We start from the raw sequence: 15650 nt of genomic DNA, 5'->3' as shown, positions 1-15650 counted from the left end.
TTGGTTGATATAATTTAATTTTTATTTGACAAAAATGGGCCGTTGTTGTATAATTATCTCAGTGAGGTGGATGCAATGGCGAAGACTTTGTCCGACATCAAAAGATCGCTTGATGGTAACTTAGGTAAACGTTTGACGTTAAAGGCTAACGGAGGCCGCCGTAAAACAATTGAGCGTTCGGGCATTTTAGCTGAAACGTACCCTTCTGTATTTGTGATTCAATTAGATCAAGATGAGAATTCGTTTGAAAGAGTTTCTTACAGTTATGCAGATATACTGACTGAGACGGTCGAATTAACGTTCGATGATGCCGCTAGCTCAGTCGCCTATTAATGGGCAGTGAACTTCTTGTTTACTGCTTTTTGTTTTGCCTTTTTTTCTGAATGGGAGTCTGACCATTTTTTGAAAGGGGTAAAAGAAAGGATTCGATACAAAATAAGAAAGCCACAAAAACAGTGGCACTGATTCGAATTCTCGACTAAAGGGGCTGTTTCGTTTGGGTAGACGCCGAGGCATTATGTCAGATGAGTTCAAATACGAGCTGGCGAAGGATCTTGGATTTTATGATACCGTCAAAAATGGAGGCTGGGGAGAAATTCGTGCGCGTGACGCAGGTAATATGGTCAAACGTGCCATCGAATTAGCTCAGCAGCACATGGCTCAGGATGAGAATCAACGATAGAAAAATGGTCAGGGATACCACGGGTGTCTCTGGCTTTTTTTGTTGAAAAAGTCAGTGTGCTGGGCGTAAAAGCCAATATTCATCAGATCCATCAAATGTGATACAATATTGATACTTATGTTTAGATGGAGAAGTAGGTGAAATGTTTGCGTATTTTAGAAAAAGCACCGGCAAAAATTAATCTCTCACTTGATGTTCATGGAAAAAGACCGGATGGATATCACGAAGTGGAGATGGTGATGACAACAATAGACCTTGCAGATCGACTTGAGCTGACGGAGCTGGACAAAGATGAAATCCGTGTATCATCTCATAATCGATTTGTGCCAGATGATCAGCGTAACTTGGCTTATCAGGCGGCTAAATTACTCAAAACAAGGTTCGGTATTCAAAAAGGAGTATCGATTGTCATCACAAAAGCAATTCCTGTGGCAGCAGGTTTAGCTGGAGGCAGCAGTGATGCTGCAGCAGCGCTTCGCGGTTTAAACCGTTTGTGGAAGTTAAATCTCACGTTAGATGAACTAGCTGAGCTCGGAGCGGAGATCGGCTCAGATGTGTCTTTTTGTGTACACGGAGGCACAGCACTAGCGACAGGACGTGGAGAAAAACTGAAGCATATCGCGACACCGCCGCATTGCTGGGTGATTTTAGCGAAGCCGGTGATTGGGGTATCTACAGCTGAAGTTTATAGACAATATGACGCAAGCAAAGTAGAACACCCAAATGTACAGCGTATGATTGAAGCCATTGAAGCGAAAGATTATAAAGAGATGTGCAGCTCACTCGGTAACGTTCTGGAGTCTGTGACATTAAAGATGTATCCGGAAGTAGATATGATCAAAAGACAGATGAAGCGTTTCGGTGCTGATGCTGTATTAATGAGTGGAAGCGGCCCAACTGTATTTGGCCTGATTCAATATGAATCGAAGGTACAAAGAATATATAACGGACTGAGAGGATTTTGTGATCAAGTATACGCTGTCCGCATGATTGGCGAACAAAATGCCCTTGATTAAATCCGTATATTAAGTTATATTATTCATAAATTATTCGGGTTCTGGGGGTAAGTTCATGAAGTTTCGTCGAAGCGGCAGATTGGTGGACTTAACAAATTATTTGTTAGCCCACCCGCACGTACTAGTACCTTTAACTTTTTTTGCAGAACGTTATCAATCTGCAAAGTCCTCCATTAGTGAAGACTTAACGATTATCAAACAGACCTTCGAACAGCAGGGAATCGGCACATTGCTTACTGTACCTGGCGCTGCTGGCGGAGTGAAATATATTCCAAAAATTCACCTAAAAGAAGCAGATGACGTAGTAAACGATATCGGAGAGGCATTATCAACTCCTGAACGTGTACTTCCTGGCGGTTATTTATATTTAACCGATGTTTTAGGCAATCCATCGATTCTTGCGAAAATCGGTAAGCTTTTTGCGACCATCTTTGCGGACCGTGCGATTGATGTCGTCATGACTGTTGCGACAAAGGGGATTCCAATTGCCTATTCTGTTGCGGGTTATTTAAATGTGCCTGTTGTGATCGTTAGAAAAGATAATAAGGTAACCGAAGGATCAACTGTCAGTATTAATTATGCGTCAGGTTCTTCTAACCGAATTCAAACCATGTCCCTTGCAAAGCGCAGCTTAGATAAAGGCTCCAATGTGTTGATCATTGATGACTTTATGAAAGCGGGCGGAACCATTAACGGCATGATGAATTTGCTTGAGGAATTTAATGCAAATGTTGCAGGAATCGGTGTTCTTTTAGAAGATGAAGGCGTAGATGAACGTCTTGTCGATGAATATGTCTCGTTGTTAAAGCTTTCGACCATTGATATGAAGCAAAAAATCATTGAGATCAATGAAGGTAATTTCCACGAGTTTTTTCATTCGAAAGCGTAAGCTTTAATTAAACATGTATTTGAATGGGAGAGATTGATATGACAAAAGTTGTTCAAACCAAACATGCACCAGCAGCCATTGGACCTTACTCTCAAGGAATTATTGTCAATAACATGTTTTACAGCTCAGGGCAGATTCCATTAACTCCAGCTGGAGATTTTGTAAATGGAGATATTAAAGAACAAACACATCAAGTATTCCGTAATCTTGAGGCTGTACTTGAAGCAGCAGGTGCTTCCTTTGAAACAGTCGTGAAAGCAACTGTTTTCATCAAAGATATGGAACAATTCGCTGAAGTGAATGAAGTGTACGGTGAGTATTTCCATACACATAAGCCAGCTCGTTCATGCGTGGAAGTGGCAAGACTTCCAAAAGATGCGCTTGTAGAAATAGAAGTAGTTGCACTAGTAAAATAAAACAGGCACTCTCGATGAAAGCCGTTTGGTTTCATCATATGCAGGGAAAGACATCATCATGATGTCTTTTTTCATGCTGAGGATGTAAGCGTCGTCACGAATATGACAAATAATGTATAAATATCCCGATATTTCAAAAAAAGTTTAAAAAAAGAGCAGGAGAATCACCACGATCGTTGAATACCTAAGTAATGCTTTTATATTGGGAAAAGGTGGTGAACTACTGTGGAAGTTACTGACGTAAGATTACGCCGCGTGAATACCGATGGTCGCATGAGGGCGATTGCATCCATCACGCTGGACCACGAATTTGTTGTTCATGATATTCGTGTGATTGATGGAAACAATGGGTTGTTTGTTGCAATGCCTAGCAAACGCACGCCTGATGGAGAGTTTCGCGATATTGCACATCCAATTAATTCAAGCACTCGGGGTAAAATCCAAGATGCTGTATTAAATGAATATCATCGCTTAGGCGAAGAGGAAGAAACAATTGAATATGAAGAAGCTGGAGCTTCTTAATCATACTTAAACCTAAAAAGACGGCTTTAAGAGAAAATGAATGTTTTCTTTTAAATGCTGTCTTTTTTGCGTTCTTTCTCTTGTTTCTTATGTCTTTCATCTGTTAGAAAATTATTGTACTTCCTTATGTATCCTTGAAATCAGTCTTTATTTAGGATATATTTTTCTATGGATAATAGGGATATTGGAGGCCAATCAATGGATAAGCGGTTCGCAGTGATTTTAGCAGCGGGAAAAGGAACGAGAATGAAGTCGAAGCTATATAAAGTACTTCATCCAGTTTGCGGAAAGCCAATGGTCGAGCATGTGGCAGATGAAGCGTTAAAGCTTTCTTTAGCCAGGCTAGTGACGATTGTCGGTCATGGAGCAGAGGACGTCAAAGAGCAGCTTGGAGACAGAAGTGAGTATGCACTTCAAGAAGAACAGCTGGGAACAGCCCATGCCGTCAAACAAGCAAAGTCGTTCCTCGCGCAGGAAAAGGGAACAACCATTGTCATTTGTGGTGATACGCCATTATTGACAGCGGAAACAATGGAAGCCATGTTAAGCGAGCATCAAAAACATCAAGCGAAAGTCACTATTTTAACAGCACATGCGGATGATCCGACAGGCTATGGCCGAATTATTCGTGACGAAACAGGTGCTGTCGTAAAAATTGTGGAGCATAAAGATGCGAACGATGCAGAGCGTCAAGTGAATGAAATTAATACAGGGACTTATTGCTTTTCAAATGAAGATCTCTTCCGTGTGATTGAGCAAGTGTCGAATGAAAATGCACAGGGTGAATACTACTTGCCAGACGTCATTGAAATTTTAAAAAATGAAGGGCAAACAGTTGCAGCTTATCAAACACCGCATTTTGAAGAAACACTTGGAGTTAATGACCGTATCGCTCTATCACAAGCAGAGCAATTCATGAAGCAACGTATTAATCATCAGCATATGAAGAATGGTGTGACCTTGATTGATCCTGAGAACACGTATATTTCGCCAGATGCTGTCATCGGTGAAGATACAGTTATTTATCCTGGGACGGTCATCAAAGGGAATGTAAAAATCGGTGCAGACGCCACTATTGGGCCAAACACTGAAATTGTTGACAGCATCATCGGAGATCGAACAGTCATTAAGCAATCTGTCGTCTGCGATAGTGAGGTTGGAGTTGATGTGACAATTGGACCGTTTGCTCATATTCGCCCGTTGTCGAAAATTGGCGATGAAGTAAAAATTGGGAATTTTGTCGAAATCAAGAAAACAGTTTTCGGAGACCGCAGCAAAGCATCTCATCTAAGCTACATTGGAGACGCAGAGGTCGGAACTGATGTAAATCTTGGCTGTGGTTCCATTACAGTCAACTATGATGGGAAAAACAAATTCTTAACGAAGATTGAAGACGGCGCATTTATTGGCTGTAATTCTAATCTCGTTGCACCAGTCACTGTCGGAAAAGGGGCATATGTTGCAGCCGGTTCAACGGTTACAGAAGATGTACCGCAGGATGCATTGTCTATTGCTAGAGCAAGACAAGTCAATAAAGAAGATTATGTGAAAAATATTCATAAAAAATAATCCAAATACCCGGAGGTTTACCATGTCTAATCGTTATGCTGATGCGAATTTAAAGATATTCTCTTTGAATTCAAACCCTGAACTTGCCAAAGAAATTGCCGATCGTATCGGAGTTGATGTAGGAAAGAGCTCTGTTAAACGCTTTAGTGACGGTGAAGTCCAAATCAATATTGAAGAAAGTATCCGCGGCTGTGATTGTTATGTCATTCAATCAACAAGTGCGCCAGTCAATGAGCATATTATGGAACTACTCATTATGGTGGATGCGCTAAAACGTGCTTCTGCGAAAACTGTCAATATTGTGATCCCTTATTACGGATATGCACGTCAAGATCGTAAGGCAAAACCTCGTGAGCCAATCACTGCGAAGCTTTTTGCAAACTTGCTTGAAACAGCAGGTGCTACACGTGTTATTGCACTTGATCTTCATGCGCCGCAAATCCAAGGTTTCTTTGATATTCCAATCGATAACTTAATGGCTGTGCCAATCTTAACAAACTATTTCGAACAGAAGAACTTGAACGATATCGTTGTTGTGTCTCCTGACCACGGTGGTGTGACACGTGCGCGTAAAATGGCAGACCGCCTGAAAGCGCCAATCGCAATTATCGACAAACGCCGTCCAAAGCCAAACGTTGCTGAAGTCATGAACATTATTGGTAACATTGAAGGCAAAACGGCGATTCTGATCGATGATATCATTGATACAGCTGGTACTATTACACTTGCAGCAAATGCGCTAGTCGAAAATGGAGCAGCTGAAGTATATGCATGCTGTACGCACCCAGTATTGTCTGGACCAGCAGTAGAACGTATCACAAACTCTAAAATAAAAGAATTAGTTGTGACAAACAGTATTCAATTAACTGATGACAAGAAAGTTGGAAAATTCATTCCGCTTTCAGTTGGACCTTTGCTAGCAGAAGCCATCATCCGTGTACATGAAGAAGAATCTGTGAGCTACCTTTTTAGCTAATTTTTTATTGAAAAAGGCCCTAGGCATCAGCTTAGGGTCTTTTTGCTTTCATCAATCACAGGCAAACATGTTTAAAATGATTCGGTTATGGGTAATTATGAGAGTAGTGACAAAAAAGAAATAGGATGGTGCTGAATATGGCAACTTTAAAAGCAAATAAAAGAACTGATTTCAAACGTTCCACACTGCAAAAAATCCGTCATTCAGGACACGTTCCTGGTGTCATATACGGAAAAAATACAGACAGCCTGGCTGTTTCATTAGACAGCATTGATTTATTAAAAACCTTACGTGATGAAGGGAAGAATACAATCATCACCTTAGACGTGGGTGGTGAAACGAAATCTGTAATGGTGACAGAGTTACAAACAGACCCGCTGAAAAACGAGCTTGTCCATGCTGATTTCCAAGTGGTTGACTTACAGCGTGAAATTGACGCGGATGTACCAATACAGTTGATTGGCGAGTCTAAAGGGGTAAAAGATGGCGGTGTGCTTCAGCAGCCACTATTTGAATTATCTGTTACAGCGAAACCAAAAGATATCCCTCAGAATATTGAAGCTGATATTACAAACTTAGAAGTCAATGATGTCTTAACAGTTGCCGATCTGCCTGTTCAGTCATCTTATCAAATCAATAACGATCCAGAAGAAGTCGTTGCATCCATTCTGCCGCCTCAGCAATCAGAGGTTCCTGAGCCAGATAGCGAAGAGGAGCCGCAAGAGCCTGAGGCCATTAAAGAAAAGGATGACGATGGAGAATAACTGGTCATTTAGAGACGTAACCCTCCCGCGGTTGCGTCTTTTGTGCTAGAATGAAAAGAATTCATACGTTTTTCCATGAGGCAATCTGATTGGCTCATTTTTTAGGCGTGTGCTGTGTGACAAAGGAGGTTATTGGTTTCATGATTGCATTCGTTGGATTAGGTAATCCAGGAAAAGAATATGAAAAAACAAGACATAATGTCGGGTTTATGACAATAGATGAACTATCGAAAAAATGGGACATTCCTTTAAATCAGTCAAAATTCCATGGACAATTTGGAACTGGGTTTGTTTCGGGGCAAAAGGTTCTACTTGTAAAGCCGCTTACATATATGAACTTATCAGGAGAATGTGTGCGTCCGCTGATGGACTATTACGATATTCCCCTTGAACATTTGAAAGTGATCTATGATGATCTTGATTTGCCAACTGGCCGGATTCGCTTACGTACAAAAGGAAGTGCAGGGGGGCATAATGGAATCAAATCATTGATTCAGCATTTAGGGTCACCTGAATTTGACCGATTCCGTATCGGCATTGGACGTCCTCAAAACGGCATGAAGGTCGTTGATTACGTATTAGGACGTTTCTCAGAAGAGGAACAGCCTGACATCGCATCAGCCATTCAATCGTCTGTTGAGGCCTGTGAAGCGGCTTTAAAAAAGCCATTTTTAGAAGTGATGAATGATTTTAACAAGAAGGTATAAGAATGATAAGCAAAGCACATACTGATCATAAAATCTCAGCATGGGAGGATCACGTATGGCTTTGCATTATTACTGCCGCCACTGTGGTGTAAAGGTTGGCAGTCTAGATGAATCCGCTGTCCAAAGTGAAGCACTTGGATTTCATCACTTAACAAATGAGGAAAGAAACGATATGATTTCTTATAGGGAAAATGGTGATTTACATGTACAAACCATTTGTGAGGATTGCCAAGAGGCGCTCGAAAGAAATCCTGATTACCATCAGTATCATACTTTTATTCAATAAAAAAGCTTTGGTGTAGATATTAGACCAAAGCGTTTTTCTGTTTTAAACAAACAGGGAGGAGGAGCCAAATGAAAAACATACAATCATTTATCAAACAAAGTGATGATTTTCAGTCCATTTTTAATGGACTAAAGGAAGGGTTAAAAGAACAGCTGCTTGCCGGACTATCAGGCTCCGTCAGATCTTTATTTACAGCCGCGATATCAGACGAACTGAAGCGGCCAATGTTTATTGTGACTCACAATTTATATCAGGCACAGAAGGTAACAGATGATCTAGCAAGTGTGATGCCGGATCGCTCGGTTCTTCTTTATCCTGTCAATGAACTTATCGCTTCAGAAATTGCAGTGGCAAGCCCTGAGCTGAGAGCACAGCGTTTAGATGTCCTGAACCGGCTTGCGAATGGAGAAAATCCCATTATCGTCACTCCCGCTGCTGCGGTGCGCAGGATGCTTCCGCCAGTTGAGCTCTGGAAGGAGAGTCAGATCCATTTAAAGATCGGTGAAGAAATTGATTTGGAGGCGTTTTCAAAACAACTCGTACAAATTGGTTATGACCGGACGTCAATGGTTGCTGCGCCCGGAGATTTTAGTGTGCGCGGAGGAATCATCGACATCTATGCGTTAACAGAAGATCATCCAATCCGTATTGAACTGTTTGATACAGAAGTAGACTCGATTCGAACGTTTCATTCGGATACACAGCGTTCATTAGAAACCCTTCAAGAAATCAAAATAGGTCCTGCAAAAGAGCTGATTGTGAGAGGTCCTGAACGAGTGAGAGCCATTGAAGAGCTTGATCAAGGGCTGGCAAAGAGCTTAAAAAAATTCAACTCAGATCAGCAAAAAGAGCTGCTTCATCAAAATATTTCTGCTGATCGCGAGAAGCTGCTAGAAGGCATCGTGACACAGGAAATGACGAAGTACCTGTCCTATTTCTATGAAAAGCCTGCTAGTTTGCTAGATTACACATCGCAGGATACGATTATTATTTTAGATGAAATCAGCAGAATTCAGGAGATGGAAGAACAGCTTGAACAGGAGGAAGCCGATTGGACAATTAGTCTTCTTGAAGAAGGCAATATTCTTCATGATTTATCTCTTTCTTTCCCGTTCCAAGAACTGATCAATCATCAATCGAGGTCCATTCTGTACTACTCCTTGTTCCTGAGACATGTCCAGCAGACAAATCCGCAAAATATCGTCAATGTATCTAGTAAGCAAATGCAGAATTTCCACGGGCAGATGAATGTGCTAGCGAGTGAAATTGAACGCTATAAAAAACAACAATACACGGTTGTCTTCTTAGGTGCGGATGAAGAGCGGACAGAAAAGCTATCGTCTGTTCTGCATGATTATGACATTGAAGCTGCTCTTGCTAAAACGGATGCTGAGCTTGTGAGCGGACAGGTGTATATTTTACAAGGTGAGCTGCAAACAGGCTTTGAACTGCCGTTATCAAAAATTGCTGTGATCACAGAAGGTGAACTCTTCAAGAAACGTGTGAAAAAGCAGGCACGTAAGCAAAAGCTGACCAATGCAGAGCGAATCAAGAGCTATTCAGAGCTTCAAGTCGGCGATTATGTGGTGCACATTAACCACGGGATCGGTAAATATTTAGGAATTGAAACGCTTGAAATCGGCGGCATTCATAAAGATTATTTAAATATTCATTATCAAGGAAGCGACAAGCTTTATGTACCAGTTGAACAAATTGATCAGGTGCAGAAATATGTAGGATCAGAAGGTAAAGAACCAAAGCTGTACAAACTTGGCGGCAGCGATTGGAAACGCGTGAAGAAAAAAGTTGAAACATCTGTACAGGACATCGCAGATGATCTGATTAAGCTATACGCAGAACGCGAGGCTAGCAAAGGATATGCCTTCTCGCCTGACCATGAGATGCAGCGCCAGTTTGAATCTGCGTTTCCTTACCAGGAAACAGATGATCAAATCCGTTCGATTCATGAAATTAAACAGGATATGGAGCGGGAACGTCCAATGGACCGTCTGCTTTGTGGAGATGTGGGCTACGGAAAAACAGAGGTGGCTATTCGTGCGGCCTTCAAAGCGATTGCTGATGGGAAGCAGGTAGCCTTGCTTGTTCCGACAACCATCTTAGCGCAGCAGCATTTTGACACAATCATGGACCGATTCCAAGACTACCCTGTCAAAATCGCGCAACTGAGCCGTTTCCGTACAAGAAAAGAAACAACTGAAACGTTAAAAGGGCTGAAAAATGGAACGATCGATATGGTTATCGGTACACACCGTCTTCTTTCAAAAGACATCGTCTACAAGGATTTAGGGCTGTTGATCATTGATGAGGAACAGCGTTTTGGTGTGACGCATAAAGAGAAAATTAAGCAGATGAAAGCCAATATCGATGTACTGACACTAACGGCTACTCCAATTCCGCGTACGCTTCATATGTCCATGCTTGGCGTGCGGGATTTATCGGTTATTGAAACACCGCCTGAAAACCGATTCCCTGTTCAAACCTATGTGGTCGAGTATAATGGCGCTTTAGTCAGAGAAGCGATTGAGCGAGAATTAGCACGCGGCGGTCAAGTGTACTTCCTATACAACCGTGTTGAGGATATTGAACGAAAAGCAGATGAAATCTCCATGCTAGTCCCAGATGCAAAAGTCAGCTATGCGCACGGGAAAATGAGCGAGAATGAGCTGGAATCAGTCATGATCAATTTCCTTGAAGGTGAATCAGATGTATTGGTCAGTACCACCATCATTGAAACGGGAGTCGATATTCCAAATGTGAACACGCTCATCGTCCACGATGCCGATAAAATGGGGCTTTCTCAGCTGTACCAGCTAAGAGGACGAGTCGGACGTTCGAACCGTGTCGCTTATGCTTATTTCACGTATCGAAAAGATAAAGTTCTTTCTGAAGTTGCGGAGAAAAGACTTCAAGCTATTAAAGAATTCACAGAGCTCGGATCCGGGTTTAAAATTGCGATGCGTGATTTAACGATTCGAGGAGCAGGGAACTTACTTGGGGCTCAGCAGCATGGCTTCATTGATTCGGTTGGATTCGACCTCTATTCTCAAATGCTGAAAGAAGCCATTGAGGAAAGAAGAGGCGATACAACGGCTCAAGATAAATTCGAGCCAGAAATTGATCTGCAAATTGATGCGTACATCCCAGACACTTATATTTCGGATGGCAAGCAGAAGATTGAAATGTATAAACAGTTCAGAGCAATTGGATCGATTGAAGAGCGAAAAGAGCTTCAAGATGAAATGATCGACCGATTTGGTGAATATCCGCAAGAAGTGGCTGACTTGTTTACGATTGCGACAATGAAGGTGTATGCTGTCCAGGAACGTGTCGAGCTGATCAAGATGGAGAAAGGCATTGTCAGAATGACCCTTGATGAGCAAGCAAGCAGTGAAATCGACGGTCAAAAATTATTTGAGCTCGGCAGTAAATATGGACGTGAAATTGGGTTGGGAATGGAAGGCAGCAAGCTGATTATTTCTGTCCAAACGAAAGGCAAGAAAACGGAGGAATGGCTTGAGGTTGTTCTTAACATGCTTCGAGGCCTTCAAGATGTGAAAAAAGAAACCATTCCATCTTCATAAAATTTTGTTTGTCTCTCGTGTATATTACGTTTGATGTGACGGATACTAAACTCAGGGTCAAGTGGTGAATGTTGCATAAAGTGGACGCTTTTGTTCCATTCACCCAACACATCATCAAACGAAAGAGAGGCAGCAGTGAATGAAAGCAACTGGAATTGTACGCCGCATCGATGATCTAGGTAGAGTGGTTATTCCGAAGGAGATTCGCAGAACATTGCGCATCCGGGAAGGAGATCCGCTTGAGATTTTCGTCGACCGCGATGGAGAAGTGATTTTGAAGAAGTATTCGCCGATTAGTGAGCTAGGAGACTTTGCGAAGGAATATGCTGATGCATTATTCGACAGTTTGGGTCATTCCATCCTGATCTGTGATCGAGATACGTATATTGCTGTATCCGGCAGTTCGAAAAAAGAGTACTTAAACAAATCCATCAGTGATTTACTTGAACGAACAATGGATCAGCGTAATTCTGTGTTAGAAGAAAGCAAAAAAGAAATTCAACTTGTCGATGGTATTGATGATGACGTATCTGCTTATACCATTGCACCTATTGTTGCAAACGGAGATCCGATTGGCGCCGTCGTCTTATTTTCTAAAGAGCGTTCAATGGGAGAAGTGGAGCATAAAGCGGCAGAAACGGCAGCTGGCTTCTTAGCCCGTCAAATGGAACATTAGGTCTAATAACTCTATATCATTTTGATAAAACGAAAAAATGCCGATGAAATCATTTGATTTTGTCGGTTTTTTATATGGGATGAAACAAATCGGGACATGTGCCGTCTACTCCTTAGAAAGAAACGGCTTTTCATTCACGTATGATATAATGAGTTCGTTTAACTGTAGATCTATTTTAAAGGAGTCATCCATGAAAAATGCTGTGAATCAGCCGCATTGGCTTTTCCAGGGTGCGGTGATTTTGACCATCGCAGGCTTGTTATCAAAGATATTAAGTGCTGTTTACCGTGTCCCGTTTCAAAACATCGTAGGGGACACAGGGTTTTATATTTATCAGCAGGTATATCCTTTCCTTGGCATTGCCATCATGCTTGGTACAACAGGTTTTCCTGTCATGGTGTCCAAGCTTCTGAGTGAGCATGGGGAAGAGAATCGAGGGATCATTACAAGGGTATCCTTGGTATATATTACTTTACTGAGCCTAGTCTTATTTCTTTGTCTTTACATAGGAGCAGGCACAATGGCGAGCCTTATGGCAGATAGTCAATTAATTCTGCTCATCCAGATGAGTGCTTTTGTGTTTCTATTTCTGCCGCTCACTGTGATGCTGAGGGGAGTTTTTCAGAGTGACGGTCTGATGCTTCCAACGGCTGTTTCTCAGTTGATTGAGCAGCTCATCAGGGTAGGCGTCCTGCTTGTTTTATCTTTTTATTTCGTGAGGCACGGCTATTCGCTTTATGAAACAGGGGCGGGCGCGGTGTTCTCTTCTATCGCAGGAAGTGCGGCCTCGCTCATTTTGCTTCTTTTCCTTTGGCTGATCTATCGAAAGCAGTCTGCTGCAAGTATGTCAGGCAAACAGGCGACACTTCAAAAAAAAGATATTTTGAAGAGTTTGGTGCTGTATACATTGACGATTTGTGTCAGCGGTTTGCTTATTTTATGGATGCAAATGATTGATGCTTTTCATCTGTATGCGTTGCTGCGCAGTGAGGGTCTCAGTGAAGCGGCGGCAAAGGCGGCAAAAGGTGTGTATGACCGAGGTCAGCCGTTCTTGCAGCTAGGGACGGTGTTTGCCATCAGCATCGGAACCTCTCTTGTGCCATTTTTATCGGCAGCCATGAGAAATGGGGAGCATGAAACGATACGGCAAAAAGTGCGGTCATCGGTTAAGACCACGTCTGTATTAGGGATTGGGTCAGCTGTTGGGCTGATTTGTATTTTATCACCAGTAAATACAATGCTTTTTCGTAATGATTTAGGCACAGATGCCCTGCAAATATTCTGTATATCGATTGCGTTTACGTCGATTGCCATTACGCAGGCGGCTTTACTGCAAGGGCTCGGACATACTGTGTATCCCGCTGTTGTGGTGATCATCAGCGTGCTGGTGAAATGGATTTTAACGATTGCGCTTGTTCCATTATTTGGCATCCACGGTGCCGCATGGTCAACTGTATGTGGTTTTCTCACAGCAGCCGTGCTCAATGCCTTTTATTTGAAGCATAAAGGATGGATTTCATTGAGAGAGCTATTCCCAGTGAAAATTCTTTTATCAGCCGCCTTCATGGCTGTGGTCTTAATGGGATATCAGGCTTTGTTTTCCTGGGTAATCCCTTTTGAAAAACGTCCGTTTTCCGTTTTAGAGAGCCTGACATCAGTTTTTATTGGTGGTTTCGCCTTTTTATATAGTATTCTTAAGCTAGAAGTATTCACGGAAGAGGAATGGAGACTCATTCCATTAGGAAAAAAGATTTTATATTTTAAACAGATGAGAGGGAATCAAAATGGCAGGTAAGATTACCGTCGTCGGTCTCGGGGCAGGCGACATGGATCAGCTGACGCTCGGTGTATATAAGCAGCTGAAGCAGGCGAAAGAAGTATATATGAGAACGCAGGACCATCCGCTTACCGCAGAGTTAATGCAGGAGGTCCCATCTCTCACCTTCTTTGATGAAATTTATGAAAAGCACGATCAGTTTGATCAGGTGTATCAGGAAATTACCGAAATATTATTTGCAGAGGCAGCGGAAAAAGACATTGTGTACGCAGTACCTGGTCATCCGTTTGTGGCAGAAAAGACCGTACAGATGCTCGTCGCTGGGCAGAAAGAGCGCGGGATCGAGGTGTCTGTCGCTGGTGGACAAAGCTTTTTAGATGCGACATTCAACTCCTTGCAGATTGACCCCATCGAAGGATTACAATTCGTTGATGCAGGGGATATGAGAGCGGATGATCTGAAATTAACCCAGCACGTCCTGATTTGTCAGGTATATGATCAGATGACAGCATCGAATGTGAAGCTCACGCTGATGGAAAAGCTTCCTGACGATTATGAAGTTTATATTGTGACTGCAGCTGGAAGCAGTCAGGAACAGATTACTGCCGTTCCTTTATTTGAACTTGATCGAGATGTGTCGATAAATAACTTAACAAGTGTTTATGTTCCTCCGATTCAAGATGAACAGCTGCTTTATCAACAATTTGACACTTTCCGTGACGTTATACGTACATTAAGAGGTCCGGGCGGCTGTCCATGGGATCAAAAACAAACCAATGAGTCACTTAAACCATATTTAATTGAAGAATGCTATGAGCTGCTTGAAGCGATAGATGAAGATGACCCAGATCATATGGTGGAAGAGCTTGGCGATGTGCTGCTACAGGTGCTACTTCACGCTCAAATTGGCGAAGATGACGGTTATTTCTCAATCGATGACGTCATTCAGCATGTCACAGAAAAAATGATTCGGCGACACCCCCATGTGTTTGGTGACACGAATGTTTCTGAGGCAGCAGATGTGGTGGCCAACTGGGAAAAAATCAAGCAGCAGGAGAAGCCAGAGCGGACCGGTTCTATTTTGCAATCGATTCCGGCGACACTTCCAGCACTAACAAAGGCATATAAGCTCCAAAAGAAAGCCGCCAAGGTAGGCTTTGATTGGACAGATGTTCAAGATATTTGGAACAAATACGAAGAAGAAAAGCAGGAATTTCTCGTTGAAGTGGCAGAGAAGACGGACGAAGGTGCAACGAAGCAGATGAAAGATGAATTTGGAGATCTTTTGTTTGTTCTCGTCAATATTGGACGCTTCTATCACCTAGAGCCTGAAACGGCGCTCGCTTCTGCCAACACAAAATTCATGCGGCGCTTTCAGCATATCGAACAAAAAGCAAAGGACATGGGACGTTCATTAGATGACTTAACGCTAGAGGAAATGGACGATCTCTGGAACGATGCGAAACGTATAGAAAGAGGTGAACATACATGAGATTAGATAAGTTTTTAAAAGTGTCCCGTTTAATTAAAAGAAGGACATTGGCAAAAGAAGTAGCTGATCAAGGCAGGATTTCTATTAACGGAACACAGGCGAAAGCAAGCTCTGACGTGAAAGAAGGAGATGAGCTGCAAATCCGCTTTGGTCAAAAGCTAGTGACTGTTCAAGTCAACGAGTTAAAGGACACGACGAAAAAAGAAGAAGCGGCTGGCATGTATACTGTGCTAAAAGAAGAAAAAACAGCAGAATAGGGCTTGTTCTAAATGCCCC

16 protein-coding genes are annotated in these 15650 nt (G+C 42.3%); all 16 read left to right on the top strand.

Annotated features, from left to right (window positions below; translation table 11 throughout):
• Window positions 1–75: 75 nt before the first annotated feature.
• The 16 genes from veg to ACP69X_RS18510 all read left to right on the top strand — a co-directional run bounded on the left by veg (window position 76) and on the right by ACP69X_RS18510 (window position 15631).
• Complete coding sequence (veg, locus tag ACP69X_RS18585) at window positions 76–333, top strand: biofilm formation stimulator Veg (RefSeq protein WP_024425637.1); 258 nt, start codon at window positions 76–78, stop codon at window positions 331–333.
• A gap of 163 nt (window positions 334–496) precedes the next feature.
• Window positions 497–682 (top strand): small, acid-soluble spore protein, alpha/beta type, encoded by a 186-nt coding sequence (locus ACP69X_RS18580; protein ID WP_012008653.1) that lies wholly within the window; start codon window positions 497–499, stop codon window positions 680–682.
• A gap of 146 nt (window positions 683–828) precedes the next feature.
• Window positions 829–1698: a 4-(cytidine 5'-diphospho)-2-C-methyl-D-erythritol kinase gene (gene ispE, locus ACP69X_RS18575; RefSeq protein ID WP_041085320.1), complete on the top strand. Its 870-nt coding sequence runs from the start codon at window positions 829–831 to the stop codon at window positions 1696–1698.
• A gap of 55 nt (window positions 1699–1753) precedes the next feature.
• A complete protein-coding gene (gene purR / locus ACP69X_RS18570; protein ID WP_024425638.1) occupies window positions 1754–2587 on the top strand; it encodes a pur operon repressor in 834 nt (277 codons plus the stop codon).
• A gap of 38 nt (window positions 2588–2625) precedes the next feature.
• Window positions 2626–3003, top strand: coding sequence for a 2-iminobutanoate/2-iminopropanoate deaminase (ridA, locus tag ACP69X_RS18565; RefSeq protein ID WP_024425639.1), 378 nt, complete (start codon window positions 2626–2628; stop codon window positions 3001–3003).
• Between the two features lie 225 nt (window positions 3004–3228).
• A complete protein-coding gene (gene spoVG / locus ACP69X_RS18560; protein WP_008357439.1) occupies window positions 3229–3525 on the top strand; it encodes a septation regulator SpoVG in 297 nt (98 codons plus the stop codon).
• Window positions 3526–3723: 198 nt separating this feature from the next.
• A complete protein-coding gene (gene glmU / locus ACP69X_RS18555; protein WP_426052961.1) occupies window positions 3724–5094 on the top strand; it encodes a bifunctional UDP-N-acetylglucosamine diphosphorylase/glucosamine-1-phosphate N-acetyltransferase GlmU in 1371 nt (456 codons plus the stop codon).
• A gap of 22 nt (window positions 5095–5116) precedes the next feature.
• On the top strand, window positions 5117–6070 hold the full coding sequence (locus ACP69X_RS18550; protein WP_024425641.1) for a ribose-phosphate diphosphokinase: 954 nt from the start codon (window positions 5117–5119) through the stop codon (window positions 6068–6070).
• Window positions 6071–6207: 137 nt separating this feature from the next.
• The gene (locus ACP69X_RS18545; protein ID WP_426052960.1) at window positions 6208–6834 is read left to right on the top strand and encodes a 50S ribosomal protein L25/general stress protein Ctc; all 627 of its coding nucleotides are present in this window, start codon (window positions 6208–6210) and stop codon (window positions 6832–6834) included.
• Between the two features lie 140 nt (window positions 6835–6974).
• On the top strand, window positions 6975–7541 hold the full coding sequence (gene pth, locus ACP69X_RS18540; protein ID WP_024425643.1) for an aminoacyl-tRNA hydrolase: 567 nt from the start codon (window positions 6975–6977) through the stop codon (window positions 7539–7541).
• A gap of 55 nt (window positions 7542–7596) precedes the next feature.
• Window positions 7597–7827, top strand: coding sequence for an anti-sigma-F factor Fin family protein (locus ACP69X_RS18535; RefSeq protein WP_003217967.1), 231 nt, complete (start codon window positions 7597–7599; stop codon window positions 7825–7827).
• Window positions 7828–7895: 68 nt separating this feature from the next.
• Entirely contained in the window at window positions 7896–11429 is a 3534-nt protein-coding gene (gene mfd, locus ACP69X_RS18530; protein ID WP_041085314.1) for a transcription-repair coupling factor, read from the top strand.
• 139 nt (window positions 11430–11568) lie between these two features.
• Entirely contained in the window at window positions 11569–12105 is a 537-nt protein-coding gene (gene spoVT, locus ACP69X_RS18525) for a stage V sporulation protein T (RefSeq protein ID WP_003217990.1), read from the top strand.
• A 190-nt stretch (window positions 12106–12295) separates the two neighbouring features.
• Entirely contained in the window at window positions 12296–13900 is a 1605-nt protein-coding gene (locus ACP69X_RS18520) for a putative polysaccharide biosynthesis protein (RefSeq protein WP_426052959.1), read from the top strand.
• The gene (gene mazG, locus ACP69X_RS18515) at window positions 13890–15374 is read left to right on the top strand and encodes a nucleoside triphosphate pyrophosphohydrolase (RefSeq protein WP_426052958.1); all 1485 of its coding nucleotides are present in this window, start codon (window positions 13890–13892) and stop codon (window positions 15372–15374) included. The genes ACP69X_RS18520 and mazG overlap by 11 nt, the downstream gene beginning before the upstream one ends.
• Entirely contained in the window at window positions 15371–15631 is a 261-nt protein-coding gene (locus ACP69X_RS18510; protein WP_008341839.1) for an RNA-binding S4 domain-containing protein, read from the top strand. The genes mazG and ACP69X_RS18510 overlap by 4 nt, the downstream gene beginning before the upstream one ends.
• Window positions 15632–15650 lie beyond the last annotated feature (19 nt).

This window comes from Bacillus sp. DC4300-2b2 (assembly GCF_049895685.1).
GTDB classification, from domain to species: Bacteria; Bacillota; Bacilli; order Bacillales; family Bacillaceae; genus Bacillus; species Bacillus safensis.
Note: the sequence above shows the minus strand (reverse complement) of the source record. Positions and strands in the feature narration are given on the sequence as shown.